The following is a 19,033-nucleotide window of genomic DNA, read 5'->3' as shown; positions in this document are numbered from 1 at the left end:
AGGGAAGCGATAGTGCGCGACGAGCCCGTATCGATCATCATGCCCGCCTATAGGGCGCAGGCGACCATCGCCCGCGCCGTGGCCGCCGCGCTCGCCCAGACCCATTCTCACTTCGAATTGATCATCATATCCGACGATGGCTGCGATTATGAGGCCGTTCTGGGCCGCGCCGGCATCGCCGATCCGCGCATTCGCCATCTCGAATCGGGGTTGATCGGCGGCGGTTCGCCCCCGGCCCGCAATATGGGGCTCGATGCGGCGCGCTATCCCATCGCCGCGGTCCTTGATGCCGATGACGCGTTTAAGAGCGAAAAGCTGGCCATTATGGTCCCACTCGCCGCCCGGCACGGGCTGGCCTCCTGCGGGCTCGATGTGACGCTCTCCGACGGCACTCACCTGCGCCATATCGCCAGGGGCGAGGATCGGCTTCTGACCCCCGGACGGTACAAATTCGTCAATTTTTCCATGGATTCGATGCTGGTCCATGACCGCCGCCGCGCCGATCCGCGCTACGATCCGTCCCTGCCCTGCATGACCGATCTCGATTTTCTCCTGAAGATCTTCGCCACGGTTCCGGCCTGTTTTCACGTCGGGACGCCGCTCCATGACTATGTGAAAATGCCCGTCTCGGTCTCCAATGGTCCCGGCGTCACCGAGCGCATGGTGGCCACCAAGCGCGAGCTGCGCCGGCGCCTCGCCGATGGCTTCTATCCCCTCGCCGACCCGGACGGCATGGCCGGCATCGACCGTTTCCTCGCCATCTCGCTCGACGCCGAGCAAAGCTATGCCCCGCGCCCCGGTGCCATTCCGCCCGATCTGTTCGAGGATCATCTCGAACCGCTGCTCATGGCCGCCGGGACGCGGGTTTGAAGCATTAGGCGCTGAGCAACGCGGTGGCGCGCGGGTCGCTACGATCGATGCAGCCCATGGCAACCAGCGTGTCGCGCATGGCGGTATCGAGCGGGGTGCGCGGCTCGGCCCCCAGCAGCTCCACCAGCCGGCCGTTGTCGAGCCGCATGGGGTGGCTCCAGATCGCGGCAATGTCGGCCGCTTCACGGGGAAAGCCGCCGAACGGGGAGAGCAGCCGCATCACCCACCAGGGAAAGCGGCGAACCGGCAGCTCGCGTCCCACGACACGCTCGATCGCTGCGATCATTCCCCGGCCATCGGCATCGTAAAATCCCTCGAACTGGACCCGCTCGAAGGGCTCTAGCCTTTCGCGGCTCTCGAGCAGCAGTGCGAACGTCTCTGCAAGGTCGGGCAGATACGCCCAGCTATGCCCCGCCCCGCGCGCCACGTTGACGATGCGGCTGACCGGCTTGCCCGGCGCCACCATGGCCTGCCCGAACCAGCTCGAGCGCGCCTCGGGGCCGAAGAAGTCGCCCGCCCTAAGGATCAGGCTCGGCACCTCCGGCGCCGCCCGCTCCAGCCGCGCCTCCATCTCGGCGCGGATCTTGCCCTTGTGGCTTTTGGGCCGTTGCGGGCTGTTCGCGGACAACAGCGGCGTCGTCGCCGGATCGAAATTGTAGACGGTCCCCGGCAACACCACGCGCGCCCCGCCCGCCGCCCTGGCAGCGGCGATGGTGTTGTCGATCATCGGCAGCACCACCTTGTCCCAATCGCGATAGCCCGGCGGGTTCACCGCATGAACGATGACCGAGACACCCTCGGCCGCCGCGACCACATCGCCGCGCACAGTGGCGTCGCCCTTGACCCAGCCGATTCCCGCCAGCCCTTTCGCTTGCGCTGCGGCAGGGTCGCGAACCATGCCGCGCACCGCCCAACCCTTTGCCACCAGCGCCTTGGCGATCGCTCCGCCCACGCCGCCCGTGGCGCCCAACACCAATGCCGTCCTTTGCCTGTCCATAGGTTCAACTCCTTGTCCGTGATGGACAAAGGATGGGGCGGTAGCACCTTAAAGAAAATTGCCAAAACTTTCCGCTTAGGTTGAAACTTTTTTTCATGCTCTGCGGATTTCTACCCACGCTCCCATAAACTCCGCCGCACATCGCCGCATCCGATGATCGGGGCCGAATTGGCGTGAGGGGGCGGACAAATGCCGCGGAAACGACGCTGGAGATTTGTGAGCGACCGCCATGGGGCATCGGCGGTCGAATTCGCCCTCATCGCGCCAGTGTTCCTGCTGCTGGTCTTCGGCGCCCTGGCCTATGGCATCTATTTCGGGGCCGCCCATGCGGTTCAGCAACTGGCCGCCGATGCCGCCCGCGCTGCGGTGGCCGGGCTGACCGGCACCGAACGCACCGCCCTCGTGGAAGCCTTTGTCGCCAACAATGGCGGCGCCTATGTCCTTCTCGATCCCGACCGGCTCATCCTCGCCGCCGCCCCCAGTCCCGTCGACCCGGACCAGTTCCTGGTCAGCCTCTCCTATGACGCTTCCGCGCTGCCCATCTGGAACCTCTATCCCCCGCTTCCCCTGCCCGACAGCCGCATCGCCTTTTCCTCCACCATCCGCAATGGCGGGGTTTGACGATGCTGGCGCTCCTCCACCGCCTCGCCATCGACATCCGCGCCAATGTCGCAACGCTTTTCGCCGCCATGGCCCCGATCCTCATCGGCGTTGCCGCCCTGGCGGTGGATGAGGCTTCCCTTCATCTCGAAAAGCGCCGCCTGCAATCGGCCGCCGATCTTGCCGCCATTTACGCCGCCGGCGATCCCGCCAATGCCGCCGAGCGCGTCGAGCGGGCGCTGCTCGATGCCGGCTATGATCCCCTGCCGCCAACCGTTCTCGTTCAGACCGGTCATTACACCCCCGATCCGAACATGGTTCCTGCCGACCGGTTCGCCCCCGATACCGGCCCGGCCAACGCCGCCCGCGTCACCCTGCGCCACCCCGGCCGCGTCCATTTCGCTTCGATCTTCGGCCTTCAATCCCCTACCCTGGGCGTCTCAGCCACCGCCAGCGCCACCCCCATGGCCGCCTGGTCCATCGGCTCGCGCCTCGCCAGCCTCAACGATGGTCTGCTCAACGTCATTCTGGGAGGCCTTCTGGGCGGGGAAATCTCCCTCTCGCTCATGGACTACGACCAGATCGTCGGCCTCGATGTCGGGCTGCTCGATTTCCTCGATGCTCTGGCCCTCGAATTGGGGCTGACGGCAGGCACTTATTCGGACCTGCTCGACACGCAAGTGAGCCTGGGTGATATCGGGGTCGCCCTCGCCTCGGCCGCCGGCAACAACGCCGTGCTGCTCGAACTGGCGGGCCTGATCGATGATTCCATCACGGTCGACATGGCGCGCCTCATCGTGGCCGATGGTCTCGCCAACCTCGCCCTCGGCACCTCCGCGGCCGTCGAGGCCAGTGTCGATGCGCTGGGCCTTTTGACCGCCGCCGCCTTGGTGGCGGATGGCGAGCGCCATGTCAGCCTCGATCTCGGCCTCAACGTCGCCGGCCTCACCGGCATCGATGTCGATCTGGTCATCGGCGAGCCGCCCCAGGGCGGCTGGTTCACCCTTTCGGGCGAGGGCGCCTATCTGCGCACGGCGCAAACCCGCCTGCGGCTCGATATTTCCCTGCTCGAGAACGATGCCGATCTGGGCCTGCTCTCGGTCAGGCTGCCGGTCTATGTCGAACTGGCCCCGGCCGAAGCCCATCTGGCCAGCCTCACCTGCCCGCCCGGCCGCCCCGATCTGGGCCGCGCCACCGTCGCCGCGCGCCCCGGCGTCCTGCGCCTCGCGGTGGGCCACACCGCCCAGCCGTCTTTCCGCGATACGCGCCGGCCATTGGCCATCGAAAAGACCACAATTCTCTCGCTCCTGGGCGGCCTGGTGCGCGTCACGGCTTATGCGGACGTCTCCATGTCCCAGACCAGCCCGGTCCCCCTCCATTTCACCGCCGCCGATGTCGTAGCGGGCAAGGTTTACACCGCCCGCACCGCGACGCCGCTATCAGGGCTCACCACCTCGCTTCTTTCCGATCTCGAGCTCGATCTCGAAATCATCGGCATCAATCTCCTCGGCGGGCTGCTCTCGGGGCTGCTCGGTACCGTCTCTGCCCTCATCGCGCCGGTGATCGGCGTGCTCGATCACGTGCTGGTCGCCATCCTCGATGTTCTGGGCATCGGCATCGGCGAGGTCGATGTGGCGCTGCACGGCTTCGATTGCCGCAACGCGGCGCTGGTGCAATAGCTATTTGCCCTTCCCATTGGGGTGTAGCGTCTCGCCCCTGGCCAGCATGGCGACGAATTTCTCGATATTGCGCACCCGCGTCTCGGCCTTCTTGGCGTTGTTGATGCGAAACGCCAGCGCAAAGAGATTGGCCCTGTTGAGCGTCTTGTAGATTTCGAGCGCCGCCGGGTCGGCCTCGACCGCGCGCACGAAATCCTCGGGCATGGTGAACTCGGCTCCCGAGGCATAGGCGGCCTCCCAGCGCCCATCGGCTTTTGCCGCTGCGATCTGGATGAGGCCGGGCTCGCGCATCAGCCCCTCTTCGATCAGATTTTCGGCATGCCGCGTGTTGATCCGGCTCCAGATCGATTTTTTGCGCCGCGGGGTAAAGCGCAAGACGAACGATACCTCGTCATGCTTTTTCTTGATCCCGTCGATCCACCCCCAGCACAGCCCCGCCCGCACCGCATCCTCGTAGGAAAGCGTGGGCAGACCCGACGCCTTCTTGTAGAACTGCACCCACACCTCGTCCCACTCGGCCCCATGCTGGGCCAGCCAGTCGTAGAATGCCTTGAAATCGACGAACGGACGGATCTTTTCCGGATCGGGAATGACGGGCGGCATTGGCAACTCCTTAGAGATCGCCAGCCTACCCGCTGCGGCACCCGGTGCAAGCACCAGATATCGAGTGGACCACTTTGGGACGCGCGGAGCGGCCCGTGAGGCAAAACAAACCATTCGCATCGCGAACGTCTGCCAGGATCACAATCATTGGAAAGCGAATGGTGGAGCCAAGCGGGATCGAACCGCTGACCTCCTGCATGCCATGCAGGCGCTCTCCCAGCTGAGCTATGGCCCCATCAGATCGGCGCCGCGCTTGGCGGCCCTGGGTGGTTCACGCGGCGTCCCCGTGCGAACGGGCGGAACCTAGTGAGAAGTGTTTTGCGACGCAAGAGCAAAAATCATCCAGCGTCGCAAATTTTTCATGAGCCCTGAAAAACCGCCCGAGTCCTCCGGAAAGTACCGTAAGGACGAGCCGCAGGCGCGGCCCGTGAGGCAAATTGGACAAGGCGAAGCCGAGGACCCCACGCGACGTTTCGCGCGCCCCGCCGGAGGGCCAGCGAAAGCCATAGGGCGGTTTAGCCCGCCATGGCTTTCGCGGTGCGGCCTGTGAGGCAGAAAAACTACCGCTCGTCCTCGTCCACCTCGACGTCGAAATCGATCTCGTCGTCTTCGTCGTCGGTTTCCAGGAACGTGTCGTCGTCGTCCCCGCCCAGCTCTTCGTCGACCTCGACATCCTCGACATCGGCGAGATCGTCGTCGCCATTGTCCTCGTCGCTGTCTTCGGCATCATCGAGCGAGATGACTTCGGCGCCAGCCTCTTCGGCGGCCACGTCCACATCGGCTTGTTCGATTTCGTCCTCGTCCTCGTCTTCGTCCTTGCGCGATTTGGCGCCGAACTTGACGGCGGCCTTTTCCTGGGCCGCTTCAAAAAAGCTCAAGGGATAGGACTTGCCGGTATAAGGCGAGACCACGGGATCCTTGTTGAGGTCATAGAATTTCTTGCCCGTCACCGGGCATGTCCGCTTGGTACCGCGTTCGTCACTGGCCAAGGCAATTCCCCATTTTGTCAGATGCTGTAGGGTTAAGTCTGGTGCGCCCGCTTGGGCGGACGCCACGTCATATCTGGCGCAAGGCCCTGTCATGAAAAGGGCGGCTCCATTCGGATCGACCGGTTAGCGTGAAATTTTTGGCCGTGTCAAACGCAAAATGCGCGCACGCGCGGGCGGCGTTGGCAGCCGGTTTCGATCATGCTAAGCCCGGCCCGTTCCGCACTTCAGTTTACTCGGGTCTCCAAGCCATGTCCCATGCTCTTCCGCCCCGCCCGCGCGCCAGCCACCATCGCGGCGCCCTTTCGGGAACCATAAGGGTGCCTGGGGATAAGTCGATTTCCCATCGAGCCATGATGTTCGGGGCCATGGCGCTGGGCCGCACCACGGTCACGGGCCTGCTCGAAGGCGAGGATGTCCTGGCCACCGGAAGGGCCATGCAGGCCCTGGGCGCCAAGGTCGAAAAGACCGGCGAGACATGGCAGATCGATGGGCTGGGCGTGGGCGGCTTTCTCGCGCCGCGGACCGATCTCGATTTCGGCAATGCCGGCACCGGCGTGCGTCTCACCATGGGCCTGGTCGGGACCTATCCCTTCGTCACCCGTTTTACCGGCGATGCCTCGCTCTCGGCCCGCCCCATGAAGCGCGTGCTCGATCCGCTGCGCGCCATCGGCGTCGAAGTGGTCGAACATCACGACAACAAGCTTCCCATCGCGCTGCGTGGCGCCGCCGAACCGGTTCTGGTCAATTATCGCGTGCCCATGGCCTCGGCTCAGGTCAAATCCTGTGTTCTGCTGGCTGGCCTCGTGATCCCCGGCACCACGACCGTCGTCGAACCGATCATGACCCGCGACCATACCGAAAAGATGCTCGAAGGGTTTGGTGCCGATATCTCGATCGAAACCGACGCTGAAGGCGTGCGCACCATCCGGGTCGAGGGCCTGCCCGAATTGAAGGCCCAGGAGCTGATCGTTCCTGGCGACCCGTCCTCGGCCGGCTTCCCGCTGGTCGCGGCGCTGATCGTCCCCGGCTCGGAAGTGGTCATCGAAAACGTCCTCATGAACCCTACCCGTACCGGGCTGATCGAAACGCTCATCGAAATGGGCGGCGATATTGCCATCGAAAACCGTCGTACTTCAGGCGGCGAGGATATCGCCGACCTGCGGGTCAAGGCGTCGCGTTTGAAGGGCGTCGCCGTGCCCGCCGAGCGCGCCCCCTCGATGATCGACGAATACCCCGTCCTTGCCGTTGCCGCCGCCTTCGCCGAGGGGCCCACCGAGATGGTTGGCATCGAGGAGTTGCGCGTGAAGGAATCCGACCGCCTCGCCGCCGTCGCCCGCGGGCTGGAGGCCAATGGCGTTGCCTGCGAGGAAGGCCATGATTTCCTCATTGTCCAGGGCAAGGGCGCCGTTCCCGGCGGAGGCACTGTCGCGACCCATCTCGACCACCGCATCGCCATGAGCTTCCTCGTCATGGGCCTGGCTTCCGACAAGCCGGTCACCGTCGATGACGACAGGATGATCGCCACGAGCTTTCCCAGTTTCGAGGCCGATTTTACCCGCCTGGGAGCCGGCTTCTCGGCTGCGGAGGATGCCGCATGATCATCGCCGTCGATGGGCCGGCAGCCTCGGGCAAGGGCACCATCGCGGCCGCCCTGGGCCGGCATTTCAACCTCCCCCATCTCGATACCGGCCTGCTCTATCGTGCCGTGGGGCTCGAGGTTAAGGCCCATATCGACGCCCCCGACATCGAGGCCCGCGCCACCCGTGCCGCCCAACTGCTCGATCTCACCGGTGTCGATCCCGAATTTCTTTTAGGGGCCGAGGTGGGCATTCTTGCCTCCAGGATCGCGGTGTTTCCCGGCGTACGGCAGGCGCTGTTTGCCGCCCAGCGCGATTTTGCCACCCAACCAAGCGGCGCCGTGCTCGATGGCCGCGATATCGGCACGGTGATCGCGCCCGAGGCCGATGCCAAGCTGTTTATCGTCGCCGATGCCAGGGTCCGCGCCGATCGCCGCGCCCGCCAGCTCGAAGCGCGTGGGCAGGCCGTCGATCGCGACAAGCTCCTGGCCGATATCGAGGCCCGCGATGCCCGCGACGCCGCCGCCCCTCATGGCGGTTTCCGCCCCGCCGCCGATGCGGTCTTGCTCGATACCACCAATTTGGCTATAGAAGCCGCCATTACGGCAGCCATCGCGGAAGTTACGGCGGCCATCGCCCGCAAATCCACGCCTTGAAATTCGAGGTCGTGAAATCCAAATTTGCAGGGGTTGGGCCGGTCACGCTTTTTGCTGGACGCTGAAGTTCATCGACAAGAATGTGTTCTTGGCCTCCCCTCACCCGGCCCTCTCTCCAGAGGGGCGAGGGAGCAGAGACCTTGGCAAGCCCCGGATTTCCTTCGCCCCTCTGGGGAGAAGGTGGCCGCGAAGCGGTCGGATGAAGGGAGCAGCCTTTGCTGCGCGCGCCGTCGTCGAGAAATTTCGGATCCCCTGCCCAACCAAACATCGTCAACCCCTAACCCCCCAGATTCCGGCTCCGCCGGAATGGAGATTTAATGGCTAACCAAACAGCATCCGCTGAAGATTTCGAACAGCTCCTGCTTGAGAGCTTCCAGGACATCGATCCCGTCGAGGGCACCGTTGTCAAAGGCAAGGTCGTCGCCATCGAAAAGGACCTCGCCATCATCGACGTGGGCCTGAAGACCGAAGGCCGCGTGCCGCTCAAGGAATTCGGCGCCGCCGGCCGTGACGGCACCATCGACGTCGGGTCCGAAGTCGAAGTCTATGTCGACCGCGTGGAAAACGCGATGGGCGAGGCCGTCCTCTCCCGTGAGAAGGCCCGCCGTGAAGAGAGCTGGGTCCGCCTCGAAGCCCTCTATGAAAAGAACGAGAAGGTCGAAGGGCAGATCTTCAACCAGGTCAAGGGCGGTTTCACCGTCGATCTCGACGGCGCCGTGGCCTTCTTGCCGCGCTCGCAGGTCGATATCCGCCCCATCCGCGACATCGCTCCGCTGATGAACGTGCCCCAGCCCTTCCAGATTTTGAAGATGGACAAGCGCCGTGGCAACATCGTCGTCTCGCGCCGCGCCATCCTCGAGGAAAGCCGCGCCGAGCAGCGTAGCGAAATCGTCCAGCAGCTCGAAGAGGGCCAGGTGGTCGAGGGCGTGGTCAAGAACATCACCGATTACGGTGCGTTCGTTGACCTGGGCGGCATCGACGGCCTGCTGCACGTCACCGACATCGCATGGCGTCGCGTGAACCACCCCAATGAGGTTCTCTCGATCGGTGAGACCATCAAGGTCCAGATCATCCGCGTCAACCAGGAAAGCCACCGCATTTCGCTGGGCATGAAGCAGCTCCAGGCCGATCCCTGGGAAGGCATCGCCGCCAAATACCCGGTCAATGCCAAGTTCACTGGCCGCGTGACCAACATCACCGACTATGGTGCGTTCGTCGAGCTCGAGCCGGGCATCGAAGGCCTGATCCACGTCTCGGAAATGAGCTGGACCAAAAAGAACGTCCATCCGGGCAAGATCGTCTCGACCTCCCAGGAAGTCGAAGTGGTCGTCCTCGAGGTCGATCCCGAAAAGCGCCGCATCTCGCTTGGTCTCAAGCAGACCCTCGCCAATCCGTGGGAAAGCTTTGCCGACAAGTTCCCGGTGGGCTCGGAAATCGAAGGCGAAGTCAAGAACAAGACCGAATTCGGCCTGTTCATTGGTCTGGACGGCGATGTGGACGGCATGGTTCACCTCTCCGACCTCGACTGGAACCGTCCGGGCGAAGAAGCGCTTGAGGACTACAACCGTGGCGATATCGTCAAGGCTAAGGTTCTCGACGTCGATATCGAAAAGGAACGCATTTCCCTCGGTATCAAGCAGCTCGGCACCGACAGCTTCGAAGCTGCGGCAACCGGCTCTGACGGACTGCGCAAGGGTGCGATCGTCACCTCTGAGGTCACCGCCATCACTGATGGTGGCATCGAGGTTCGCATCGCCGACACGGACCTGACGGCCTTCATCCGCCGTTCGGATCTCTCCCGTGACCGCGAAGACCAGCGCCCCGAGCGTTTCGCCGTCGGCGAAAAGGTCGATGCCCGCATCACTCAGTTCGACAAGAAGACCCGCCGCATCGGTCTTTCGATCAAGGCGCTCGAAATCGCCGAGGAAAAGGAAGCCGTCGCTCAGTACGGTTCCTCGGACGCCGGCGCTTCGCTGGGCGACATTCTTGGCGCAGCCCTCAAGGGCCAGGACAAGAAGTAAGCGTTTTTAGACGCACCGACCTTATGGGGCTCGCGCTATGGCGCGGGCCCTTTTTGTTTGCGCAACGCAAGTCACATTCATGTGCGAATGCCTGTGTTAAGCTTGGTGTTGAGCATAAGGAGGAACTGGAAATGAAAGTCGTTGCCAATATCGATTTCGACGGCGATTGCCGCGAGGCCTTCACCACCTACGCCAAGATCCTCGGCGGCGAGATCCGCGCCATGATCAGCAACCGCGACATGCCCGAAATGGCCGAAGGCGTGCCCGAAGACCGCCTCGACCGCATCGTCCATGCCTGGATCGACATCGGCGATCAGGCGCTGATGGGCCAGGACATGCAGGATTTTTCCGGCCGCAAGGGCTATAGCGTCACCGTCTCGGCCGATTCGGTCGACCAGGCGCGCGCCATCTTCAATGCCCTGTCCGAAGGCGGCGATGTGCTCATGGCCTTCGAGCCGCAATCATGGTCGCAAGGCTTCGGCATGACCATGGATCGTTTCGGGGTCGCCTGGGTGATCGATTCCCCGGCCGCAGGCTGACCGGGCCAACGCGTTCACGCATACGTTGCCTTGCCGGTCGGTGACGGCAATGCTAGCCATAGGATTCTAGGACTCGATCAGGCGCGACAAGCAGCCGGTCGGGTGGGAGGAAGTCTATGGTATTGCGTGCGGCGGGAATGGCGTTTCCGGCTGGCAGCCGCGTCAGGTCGATCATGGGGCTGAACGGCGGTGCCGCGCACCTTGCGCGCCGGTGGTTCTGTCTCGCCCCGATTCTCGCGCTCCTTGTCCTGGCGCTCGCGGGCAGCGCCTGGGCGCAGGCCAGTCGGCCGCTCGAAGCCCGTGCCACCAGCGAGATCCGCCAGACTCTCTTTCCCGAGGCCGACCGCTTCGAGCTTGCCGAGGGCGCCCCGCCCCATATGCGCGTCTACAGCGGCGAGGAGCTTGTGGGGTATCTGTTTTCCACCCTCGATGTGGTGCGGGCCCGCAGCTATTCGCCCACGCCCTTTGACGCCATTGTCGGCATGGATCTGGCCGGCAACCTCACCGGTGCCCGCGTCATCCGGCACCACGACCCTTATCTTCAGGGCTTCCCCCAGCGCGTCGACCGCCTCGAGGAATTTCTTGAGGCCCATATCGGTCATCCGGTCGACGGGACCGTAGAGGCGCCGCTCACCCCCGATTTCGTGCAAGGCACCACCATTTCGGCCCGCAATATGCGCGCCGGCATCATGGATGCCGGCCGGGTCGTGCTGCGCGCCAACGACCCGCGCCCGCCGATCACCGAGCCGATGATCGACCGGCTGGGCTTTTCCTTCCTCGATTGGGAACAGCTCGTCGAGATCGGCGCGGTCTCCACTCGTCTCGTGACCTTCGGCGAGGTAAGCGCGGCGCTGGCCGAACAAGGCGTCACCCCCGCCCAAATGGAGGTGCCTCTCGACCGCGGCGATGCCGATGCCCGATACACCGAGCTTGTGGTGGGGCTCGCCACCCCTCCCCTGATCGGCCGCAACATCATCACCGCCAGCACCTATTCGTCGGTGGTCGAACCAGCCTCCGAGGATGTGGTGATGGTGGCCGTGATGTCGGGCGGCTACTATGATTTCATCGGCAGCCAGTACAAATCGGAGGAATACGGTCACCGCTTCGAGCGCATCCGGCTGGTGCAGGGCGATTTCGAGATGGATTTCGTCGAAGACGATTTCGACCATGTGGGCACGTCCGTCCAGCGTTCGGGCGGCCCCATCGTGCGCCATGCGGGTGTGTTCACCATCCCGCTCGAGTCCGGCTTCGATCCCCTGGCCCCCTTTGACGTGGTCCTCATGGTGCACGCCACCGACGCGGCCGGGGTCGAGCATACGGTCCAATTCCCGGTCACCTACCAATTGCCCGACGAAGCGGTGCTCATGCCCCCCGTCGAGCCCCTGCCTCCCTGGGCCGAGGCCTGGCTGGCCTCGGGCGTCGACCTCGCCATCCTCGCCGTCGCCCTCGTCGCCCTCACGCTGATCTTCGTTTTCCAGGCGCCCCTTTCGCGCAACCGCCGGCTGCACCTTTGGGTGCGTACCGGCTTTCTGGTCTTCACCCTGGTCTGGCTGGGCTGGATCGCCGGCGGCCAGCTCTCAATCGTCCATGTGGTCAACTACCTCAAGGCCCCGTTCGAAGGCGCCGATCTGGGCTTCTACCTCGCCGAACCGCTGATCGTGGTCATCTCGATCTATGTTGTGCTGTCCCTGTTCCTCATCGGCCGTGGCGTCTTCTGCGGCTGGCTCTGCCCGTTCGGCGCCCTGCAGGAATTGACCTCGCGCATCGCCCGCCTCCTGCGCCTGCCGGTCTGGAACCCGTCCCAGGCCGCCCAGCGCTGGATGTGGCTGCCCAAATACGGGCTCGCCGCACTGATCGTGGGCACCGCCTTCGCCGTGCCCGAGGCCCTGGCCAGCGTCGAAGAGGTCGAACCCTTCAAGACGGCGATCACCTCCGCCTTCACCCGCCCCTGGCCTTACGTCACCTATGCGGTGGTGCTGCTGGTCATGGGCCTGTTCACCGAGCGCTTCTTCTGCCGCTTCCTCTGCCCGCTGGGCGGCGTCCTCGCCCTGGGCGACCGGTTGCATCTGTTCACTTTCTTGAAGCGCCGCCCCGAATGCGGCACCGGCGGCTGCCATCTGTGCGAGCGCTCCTGCCCGGTCAAGGCCATTGAACCCAGCGGCAGGATCGTCATGGCCGAATGCTTCCAGTGCCTTGATTGCCAGGTGGAATATTACGACGATCACCGCTGCCCGCCGCTTGTGTGGGCCCGCAAGGGACGCAAGCGCGCCGCCAATCCCCGGCCGCGCCAGAGCTTGGTACTGACGCGCAACGGCGCCACCGTGTAAGGGAGCCATGGCAATGCGCGCGTCCTCACTCCCTCGGCAATCCGGTCCCTCAAGGCGGCAAATCCTCAAGATCCTCGCCGCCTCGGCCGCCCTCCCCATCGGTATCGCCGGCTTTCGCCTGTTCGGCCCCCAGCCCACGTTTCATGAATGGCAGGGCCAGGCGCTAGGCGCCCAGGCGTCCATGCGCCTCTGGCACGCCAATCCCGGTCACGCCCAACGCACCCTCGCCCGGATGGCGTCCGAGGTGGCGCGGCTCGAAAATGTCTTCAGCCTCTACCGTCCCCAAAGCGAGCTCTCCCGCCTCAACCGCGACGGCATGCTTTCCGGCGCCTCGCGCGACATGGTTGCCGTTCTCGAACGCTCCCGCGCCATTGCGCAAGCGAGCGGAGGGGCATTCGATCCGACCGTGCAGCCGCTCTGGACGCTCTATCAAAGCCATTTCGCCCGCCCCTCCCGCTCCGGTCCGCCACCGGCGGCCCTGGAGGTCGCGCACAGCCTCGTCGACTATCGCGGCATCGATCTTTCCGGCAACGCCGTGCGCCTCGCCACCCCGGGCATGGCGCTGACCCTCAACGGCATCGCCCAGGGCCATATCACCGATGTGGTGGCCGACCTTCTGCGCAATGAGGGCTTCGATCATGTGGTTGTCGGCCTGGGTGAAACCCGCGTGCTCGGCACCCACCCCGAGGGCCGCCCCTGGCGGGTGGGCCTGCGGGACCCGGAGGGCGCAACCGCCCGCACCATCGAGCTTGTCGAGGAGGCATCGGCGACCTCGGGCGGCCATGGAACGGTGTTCGACCCTTCCGGCACCCATCACCACCTCTTTGATCCCCAGACCGGGCTGAGCGCCCATCGCCTGGCCGAAGTCACCGTCACCGCCCCCCGCGCCACCGATGCCGATGCGCTGGCCACCGCCCTGTTTGTCGCCGGCGAACACCGAGCACCCTCCATTCTCGCCACCACCCCCGGCGCCCGCGCCATCCTCACCCGCACCGATGGGCAAGTGGTGAGATTATAGGTCAATCGGTGTTCTGGGCCGCAGAAACAACAAAAGGTGGCCTTTCGACCACCTTTGAAACTTGCGGCAATGGACGAGGAGCTCAGCGCGGGGCGAGAACCATCACCATCTGGCGCCCTTCGGCGCGGGGGGTGGATTCGACCTTGGTGATCTCCTCGAACTGATCGCGAACCTTATTGAGCAGTTCCAGCCCGATTTCCTGGTGCGCCATCTCGCGGCCACGGAAGCGCATGGTCACCTTGACCTTGTCGCCTTCACCGATGAACTTTTCAAGCGCACGCATTTTCACGTCATAGTCGTGGGTGTCGATATTGGGCCGGAGCTTGATCTCCTTGACCTCGATCACCTTCTGCTTCTTGCGGGCCTCTGCGGCCTTCTTCTGGGCGGCGTATTTGAACTTGCCCAGATCCAGGATCTTGCAGACGGGCGGCGTGGAGTTGGGAGCGATCTCGACCAAATCCATACCGGCATCGATGGCCATGGCGATGGCTTCGCTGGTGCGAACGACACCGATATTCTGCCCTTCGGCATTGATCAGCTGGACTTCGGGAACGTTGATTTCATTGTTGGAGCGCGGCCCATCCTTCTGGGGCTGCACGGGTCTCATCGGACGACGAATGGCAATATTTCCTTTCAGTGGTTTCCCATAGCTTTCGCACACCCTGGAAAACAAGGGCGCGAGCATGCCTAAAATCTTGGCAATCGGGGCCAAAGTCAACAGACAAACCGGGGCACCAGTGCGGTTGGTCCGGCCGGTGACAAACAGAACACAGCGTGCGCATGGCTTGCGGCATTCCGGCCCAGGAGCTACACCCCCAATATGGTTGACCAAAGCGCAATTGCAATGACCGGAACGCCCCAAACCCTCTCGGTCGGCTCGGGCCCCGAGGCCCGCGATATCGCCACGCTGCGGCGCGATGGACGCGCGCCGGGCCTCTTCTGGCTCGGCGGATTCCGCTCGGACATGATGGGATCGAAAGCCCAGGCTCTCGATGCCCTGGGCGCAGAGCAGGGACTTGCCGTCACCCGTTTCGACTATTCGGGGCATGGCAACTCGGGAGGCGACTTTCTTAACGGGACGATCAGCCGCTGGCTCGAGGAGGCGCTTGCGGTGTTCGGTTCGACACAGGGCGAGCAGATCGTCGTGGGGTCGTCCATGGGCGGCTGGCTGGCGCTGCTGCTCAACCGCGCCTTGCGGGAGCGCGGAGACGCGCGGATCAAGGCCATGGTGCTGATCGCACCGGCGACCGACATGACGCGTGACCTGATGCGTGAAACCTTCACCGACGGCGAACTGCTCGATTTGTGGGAAAAAGGACGCGTGGAACAGCCCTCCGACTATTCGGACGAGCCCTACGTGCTGACTCGCCAGTTGATCGAGGATGGGGAAAACCATCTGCTGTTCGGTGCTCCGATCCGCACCCATTGCCCTGTCGCGATCCTCCAGGGTGGCAAGGATACCGATGTGCCGCCAGCCCATGCGCTCAAGCTCGTGAGCCATTTGGTTTCCGATCCGGTGACCTTCACGCTGATCCCGGACGGCGACCACCGGCTTTCGCGCGAAACGGACCTGGCGCTGCTCCGGCAAACCGTGCTCGGACTGGTCTAGCGATTTGGACCTTGACTGTCGGGGGCCGGCGCACCGAAATCGCCGGTCAGGTGCAATCTCGTCGGAACTTTTCAAGCCATGAATGTGCGTCCCGCCACTGAAGGCGATCTTCCCCAGATTCTCGACATCCACAACGATGCCATTCGTCGGCTCGATGCCATCTGGACGGAGGCCGAGGAAACATTGGCCGATCGCCAGGCCTGGCTTGATGATCGGACGGCCAATGGCTTTGCCGTGCTGGTTGCCGAAGAGGATGGAAAGATCCTCGGGCATGCGAGCTATGGCACATACCGCTCGCGCTCGGGCTACCGCAAAACGGTCGAGCACTCCGTTTATCTGCGCGACGAGGCCCAGGGGCGCGGGGTGGGCAAGGCATTGATGGAAGCGCTGATCGCCGATGCCAAGGCCAAGGGCTTTCACCTGATGGTGGCGGTGATCGATGCCAAGAACCAAAGCTCGATCGCCTTCCACGAAAGGCTGGGATTCGAGATGGCCGGGCGCCTGCCGCAAGCCGGTTTCAAGCACGGGCGCTGGCTCGATCAGGTCAATATGGTGCTGCTGCTCAATGACGATCCCGCCCCGCCACGGGGTTATTGAGCCTCCCCGTCACCGCGTTTCCATCGTCTTTCCCCGGAACTGGGTCTTGCGGCGCGGTGATGGGGTGCCATGTACCCTGCCCCGCGCGGGCCGTTTGCCTTGAGGCGGAACCTTGGGCCGGGATTGGGGGTGGAGATCCTTGATCTGCTGCCAGAGCCTGTCCAGCGCGGCGGATTCATGGTGCCGGTCGCGATAGGCGATGATCGAGAGGGACATGGTCCAGCGCTCGTCGCCCACTGGCTCGAGCTTGTCGGTGCAGCCGGCAAGGACCGATTCCGGCAGCCATGCAATGCCCTGGCCAGCGATGGCCATTTCGCGCAAGATCTCGGCCATGTTGCACGAGGCGACGCTGACGCGGCGCAATTGAGTGGGCTGATGGTCGAGAATGGTATCGACCACGCGGGCGAGATAGCTTTCCGCCCCATAGCTGAGGACCGGCACCGGCTCGTCGCTCGAGGCCGGCGGCAAGCTGAGCTTTCCCGACTTCACCAGGTGCCGCGCGCCATAGGGCCGCAACGTTTCCGAGCCCACGACGATCTGGGAATAGCGCAGATGGTCGAGATGGAGGGGCTGCTGGGGGTTGTGGTAATAGATGAGGATATCTGCGGCGCCCGAGATCAGAGCATTGACCGCGTCCCCCACATTGCCCGGCAGGATTGTGCAACTGAGCGCCATGCCCTGGGACCATTTGAGCCACCAGGACGAGAATCGCCCGCTGCCCAAGGCGTGAGGCAGGGCGATCGAGACATGGCCGTGACGGGCCATGGCACCCTGGGCCAGCGAGATGCGGGCATCGAAGAGCTGGGCCAGCACGTCACGCGCATGCTCGCAAAACCTATAACCCTCCGCCGTCAGCTCGACGGGAAAGGTGGTGCGATCGACCAGCGGCATTCCCAGCCAGGTTTCGAGCGCCTGGATGCGGCGGCTGAAGGCGGCTTGCGAGGAGTTGCGGCGTTCGCCGGCCTTGGTGAAATTGCGCGTTTCGGCGAGGGTGAGAAAATCCTGCAGCCAGCCGATGTCCATGCTTCCCCTCCTCCCTCAATACGCCTTGAGCGCGGTGGCCAGCGGCTGGCTTTGCAGGCGCAGGGCCGGCAGCAGGGCGATCACCAGTCCAAGCCCCCAAAGCGTCAGGGCGAGCATCAGCTCGGTTTGGCTCAGAACGGGCGTGAGCGCGATGCCGATCTGGGCCTCGACGATGCGGCTGAGGACGAAAGCGAGGAGATAGCCCGCTCCCAGGCCCAGCAGAATGCCGGCGGTAAAGAGAATGGCGACAAAGCCCCAGGCGACGAAAAAGATATAAAGGCGCGGCGCGCCAATGGCGCGGAGCGTCACAAATTGCGGCATGAACAGCCGGAAGAGGATGAGGACGCTCGCCACCACCGAGAGCATCACCAGAGCCTGGGTGACCAGCGCCATGAGCGTCATCACCTGCCGCACATCGCCCAGCGTCTGATAGAGCTGGATGAGCACCTCGGCGGGAAAGAACGCCATGGTTTCATCGGTGTTGTATTCCTGGCGGAAGCGGTAGGCATCGGCAACGCTCACCGCCTTGAGCACGGCGGCGGGGATTCCGGCGACGTTTTCGGCGGTGTAGGGGCCGCCGATGGTTTCGGCGCCGGTTTCCAGCCCATGGACGCCCCAGACGTCTTCGACCGGCACGATCAGCGCGCGGTCCCAGGGCGAGCCGGTGCGCGCCATGCGGCCGACGATTTGATATTCGACGTCATGGCCCTCGGCGGTCATCTCATCGGCCATGGCATGGACGCCGTGGCTGGGGGTGAAGGTATCGCCGATGCCCAGCTCTACGTCGATGCCGGCAACGGCCTCGAAACGCTCGGTGAACCCGCGCCCTTCGGCGAATGCGCCTCCCGAAAGATGCTCGGGCAATTCGGCGGCGGTGCCGATGATCGGGTGTCCCCTGAAGCTGTCACCGAACGCCAGGGGCGAGACGAACTGGGCCCGCTCGTCATTGAGCAGTTCGGCGGTGCGCTCGGGTGTCAAAAGACGGGAGGAGCCGGGTTGAAGGTAGACCGAGGTCAAAAGCGCGTCGGTGCGGCTGCCCACCGGGCCGACGACCACGTCGAATTTCTCGGCGGCGCTGGCGCTGCCGGTCTTGAGCGCCCGTTCCTGCATGGTGATGGCCACCGAGAGCGCGGTGCCCGCGAGGATCAGGAAGACGAAAGCGAGGACGGTATAGCGGAAGCGCCAGAGGGAGGCGAAGATGATCGGCCACGGATTCATCAGTGCACTCCTCGGGCTTGAGCGTGTTCTGTTTGCGCCCCATTGGCGGTATTGAGCGTTCCGTTGAGTATCTCGATGACATGATCGGCGCGAGCCGCGACCCGCTCGTCATGACTGACGACGATCACCGTCCGGCCTTCGTCGGCCAGACGCGCCAGTTCATCGATGATGCGTTCGGCATTGACCTTGTCGACGCTTGCCGTCGGCTCATCGGCGAGAATGATCTGCGGCGAGAGGACGAGGGCGCGCGCCATGGCGACGCGCTGCTGCTGCCCGCGCGAAAGCACGGCGACGGGACCCGAGCGGGCCGGTACGTCGAAATGGGCGAGGAGGTCCCGCGCGCTCCTGCGGATGTCGGTGCCGCCGTTGCGGCCGAACCAGCTCGGCACGAGCACGTTGCCCAAGGGGCCGAGTTCGTTGATCAGGCGGAAGTCCTGGAAGATCATGCCGCAATTTTTGCGGCGCCAGGCATCGCGCGCGCTCTCGCCGAGCTTTGATACGGTGATGCCCTGGGCTTGGACGGTGCCGGCGGTGGGCACCAGGATGCCGGCGATGATGTGCAGGAGCGTGGTCTTGCCCGAGCCGGACGGGCCGATGATGGCGTGAACCGCGCCGGGAGCCAGGGTCAGCGAGACGTCTTTTACCGCATCGATCACCGTGCCGGCCGCGTCCTTGAACCGCGCCGATACATTTTCCAGTTCTATCACTCC

At 64.3% G+C, this 19,033-nt stretch carries 18 protein-coding genes and 1 tRNA gene; 11 read left to right on the top strand and 8 right to left on the bottom strand.

Translation table 11 applies throughout. The annotated features are described in order from the left end of the window. Positions 1-12 precede the first annotated feature (12 nt). Entirely contained in the window at positions 13-870 is an 858-nt protein-coding gene (locus tag NO934_RS07835) for a glycosyltransferase (protein ID WP_309163341.1), read from the top strand. A gap of 4 nt (positions 871-874) precedes the next feature. On the opposite strand, the gene NO934_RS07830 is transcribed toward NO934_RS07835, so the two are convergent. Further along, positions 875-1,867 (bottom strand): NAD(P)H-binding protein, encoded by a 993-nt coding sequence (locus NO934_RS07830; RefSeq protein WP_309163340.1) that lies wholly within the window; start codon positions 1,865-1,867, stop codon positions 875-877. Between the two features lie 216 nt (positions 1,868-2,083). On the opposite strand from NO934_RS07830, the gene NO934_RS07825 reads away from it, so the two are divergent. Together NO934_RS07825 and NO934_RS07820 are read left to right on the top strand one after the other, a co-directional pair. Continuing rightward, on the top strand, positions 2,084-2,488 hold the full coding sequence (locus tag NO934_RS07825; RefSeq protein WP_309163338.1) for a pilus assembly protein: 405 nt from the start codon (positions 2,084-2,086) through the stop codon (positions 2,486-2,488). Between the two features lie 2 nt (positions 2,489-2,490). Then, on the top strand, positions 2,491-4,146 hold the full coding sequence (locus NO934_RS07820) for a TadG family pilus assembly protein (protein ID WP_309163337.1): 1,656 nt from the start codon (positions 2,491-2,493) through the stop codon (positions 4,144-4,146). On the opposite strand, the gene NO934_RS07815 is transcribed toward NO934_RS07820, so the two are convergent. The 3 genes from NO934_RS07815 to NO934_RS07805 all read right to left on the bottom strand — a co-directional run bounded on the left by NO934_RS07815 (position 4,147) and on the right by NO934_RS07805 (position 5,738). Further along, positions 4,147-4,749, bottom strand: a complete 603-nt coding sequence (locus tag NO934_RS07815; protein WP_309163335.1) for a YdeI/OmpD-associated family protein — start codon at positions 4,747-4,749, stop codon at positions 4,147-4,149. It abuts the gene before it with no gap. A 159-nt stretch (positions 4,750-4,908) separates the two neighbouring features. After that, a tRNA-Ala gene (locus NO934_RS07810) sits at positions 4,909-4,984 on the bottom strand. 325 nt (positions 4,985-5,309) lie between these two features. Further along, a complete protein-coding gene (locus tag NO934_RS07805) occupies positions 5,310-5,738 on the bottom strand; it encodes a TIGR02300 family protein (protein WP_309163334.1) in 429 nt (142 codons plus the stop codon). Between the two features lie 248 nt (positions 5,739-5,986). Here NO934_RS07805 and aroA point away from each other — a divergent pair, with 248 nt between their 5' ends. The 6 genes from aroA to NO934_RS07775 all read left to right on the top strand — a co-directional run bounded on the left by aroA (position 5,987) and on the right by NO934_RS07775 (position 13,876). Next, the gene (gene aroA, locus NO934_RS07800) at positions 5,987-7,336 is read left to right on the top strand and encodes a 3-phosphoshikimate 1-carboxyvinyltransferase (protein ID WP_309163333.1); all 1,350 of its coding nucleotides are present in this window, start codon (positions 5,987-5,989) and stop codon (positions 7,334-7,336) included. After that, the gene (gene cmk / locus NO934_RS07795) at positions 7,333-7,971 is read left to right on the top strand and encodes a (d)CMP kinase (protein ID WP_309163332.1); all 639 of its coding nucleotides are present in this window, start codon (positions 7,333-7,335) and stop codon (positions 7,969-7,971) included. The genes aroA and cmk overlap by 4 nt, the downstream gene beginning before the upstream one ends. A 317-nt stretch (positions 7,972-8,288) precedes the next feature. Then, a complete protein-coding gene (gene rpsA / locus NO934_RS07790; protein WP_309163331.1) occupies positions 8,289-9,992 on the top strand; it encodes a 30S ribosomal protein S1 in 1,704 nt (567 codons plus the stop codon). Between the two features lie 131 nt (positions 9,993-10,123). Beyond that, positions 10,124-10,531: a VOC family protein gene (locus tag NO934_RS07785; protein WP_309163330.1), complete on the top strand. Its 408-nt coding sequence runs from the start codon at positions 10,124-10,126 to the stop codon at positions 10,529-10,531. A gap of 116 nt (positions 10,532-10,647) precedes the next feature. Next, the gene (locus NO934_RS07780) at positions 10,648-12,858 is read left to right on the top strand and encodes a 4Fe-4S binding protein (RefSeq protein ID WP_309163329.1); all 2,211 of its coding nucleotides are present in this window, start codon (positions 10,648-10,650) and stop codon (positions 12,856-12,858) included. Between the two features lie 13 nt (positions 12,859-12,871). Beyond that, positions 12,872-13,876 carry an FAD:protein FMN transferase gene (locus NO934_RS07775; RefSeq protein WP_309163328.1) on the top strand — a complete coding sequence of 335 codons (1,005 nt, stop codon included), beginning with the start codon at positions 12,872-12,874 and terminating at the stop codon, positions 13,874-13,876. 82 nt (positions 13,877-13,958) lie between these two features. Here NO934_RS07775 and infC read toward each other — a convergent pair whose 3' ends face one another. Next, positions 13,959-14,495 carry a translation initiation factor IF-3 gene (gene infC, locus NO934_RS07770; protein WP_309163680.1) on the bottom strand — a complete coding sequence of 179 codons (537 nt, stop codon included), beginning with the start codon at positions 14,493-14,495 and terminating at the stop codon, positions 13,959-13,961. Positions 14,496-14,720: 225 nt separating this feature from the next. Between infC and NO934_RS07765 the strand changes: the two genes are divergently transcribed. Both NO934_RS07765 and NO934_RS07760 read left to right on the top strand, forming a co-directional pair. Beyond that, complete coding sequence (locus NO934_RS07765; RefSeq protein WP_309163326.1) at positions 14,721-15,485, top strand: alpha/beta hydrolase; 765 nt, start codon at positions 14,721-14,723, stop codon at positions 15,483-15,485. A gap of 78 nt (positions 15,486-15,563) precedes the next feature. Further along, positions 15,564-16,082: an N-acetyltransferase family protein gene (locus NO934_RS07760; protein WP_309163325.1), complete on the top strand. Its 519-nt coding sequence runs from the start codon at positions 15,564-15,566 to the stop codon at positions 16,080-16,082. A 9-nt stretch (positions 16,083-16,091) separates the two neighbouring features. On the opposite strand, the gene NO934_RS07755 is transcribed toward NO934_RS07760, so the two are convergent. Genes NO934_RS07755 through NO934_RS07745 form a run of 3 tightly spaced genes read right to left on the bottom strand, consistent with a single transcriptional unit; the run spans position 16,092 to position 19,030 of the window. Continuing rightward, a complete protein-coding gene (locus NO934_RS07755) occupies positions 16,092-17,105 on the bottom strand; it encodes a LysR family transcriptional regulator (protein WP_309163324.1) in 1,014 nt (337 codons plus the stop codon). Positions 17,106-17,120: 15 nt separating this feature from the next. After that, positions 17,121-18,323: an ABC transporter permease gene (locus NO934_RS07750; RefSeq protein ID WP_309163323.1), complete on the bottom strand. Its 1,203-nt coding sequence runs from the start codon at positions 18,321-18,323 to the stop codon at positions 17,121-17,123. Next, positions 18,323-19,030: an ABC transporter ATP-binding protein gene (locus NO934_RS07745; protein WP_309163321.1), complete on the bottom strand. Its 708-nt coding sequence runs from the start codon at positions 19,028-19,030 to the stop codon at positions 18,323-18,325. Before NO934_RS07745 ends, NO934_RS07750 begins: the two co-directional genes overlap by 1 nt. Between the last annotated feature and the right edge of the window lie 3 nt (positions 19,031-19,033).

The organism is Pelagibacterium sp. H642 (assembly GCF_031202855.1).
In the GTDB taxonomy this organism is placed as follows: Bacteria; Pseudomonadota; Alphaproteobacteria; order Rhizobiales; family Devosiaceae; genus Pelagibacterium.
The sequence above is the reverse complement of the archived record's forward strand: the minus strand, read 5'-3'. Positions and strand labels throughout refer to the sequence as shown.

Bases quoted from the DNA above. Each gene is read 5' to 3' on its own strand.
- NO934_RS07830 (WP_309163340.1), bottom strand. From the start codon at position 1,867: ATGGACAGGCAAAGGACGGCATTGGTGTTGGGCGCCACGGGCGGCGTG.
- NO934_RS07820 (WP_309163337.1), top strand. From the start codon at position 2,491: ATGCTGGCGCTCCTCCACCGCCTCGCCATCGACATCCGCGCCAATGTC.
- NO934_RS07815 (WP_309163335.1), bottom strand. From the start codon at position 4,749: ATGCCGCCCGTCATTCCCGATCCGGAAAAGATCCGTCCGTTCGTCGAT.
- aroA (WP_309163333.1), top strand. From the start codon at position 5,987: ATGTCCCATGCTCTTCCGCCCCGCCCGCGCGCCAGCCACCATCGCGGC.
- cmk (WP_309163332.1), top strand. From the start codon at position 7,333: ATGATCATCGCCGTCGATGGGCCGGCAGCCTCGGGCAAGGGCACCATC.
- rpsA (WP_309163331.1), top strand. From the start codon at position 8,289: ATGGCTAACCAAACAGCATCCGCTGAAGATTTCGAACAGCTCCTGCTT.
- NO934_RS07785 (WP_309163330.1), top strand. From the start codon at position 10,124: ATGAAAGTCGTTGCCAATATCGATTTCGACGGCGATTGCCGCGAGGCC.
- NO934_RS07780 (WP_309163329.1), top strand. From the start codon at position 10,648: ATGGTATTGCGTGCGGCGGGAATGGCGTTTCCGGCTGGCAGCCGCGTC.
- NO934_RS07775 (WP_309163328.1), top strand. From the start codon at position 12,872: ATGCGCGCGTCCTCACTCCCTCGGCAATCCGGTCCCTCAAGGCGGCAA.
- NO934_RS07765 (WP_309163326.1), top strand. From the start codon at position 14,721: ATGACCGGAACGCCCCAAACCCTCTCGGTCGGCTCGGGCCCCGAGGCC.
- NO934_RS07760 (WP_309163325.1), top strand. From the start codon at position 15,564: ATGAATGTGCGTCCCGCCACTGAAGGCGATCTTCCCCAGATTCTCGAC.
- NO934_RS07755 (WP_309163324.1), bottom strand. From the start codon at position 17,105: ATGGACATCGGCTGGCTGCAGGATTTTCTCACCCTCGCCGAAACGCGC.
- NO934_RS07750 (WP_309163323.1), bottom strand. From the start codon at position 18,323: ATGAATCCGTGGCCGATCATCTTCGCCTCCCTCTGGCGCTTCCGCTAT.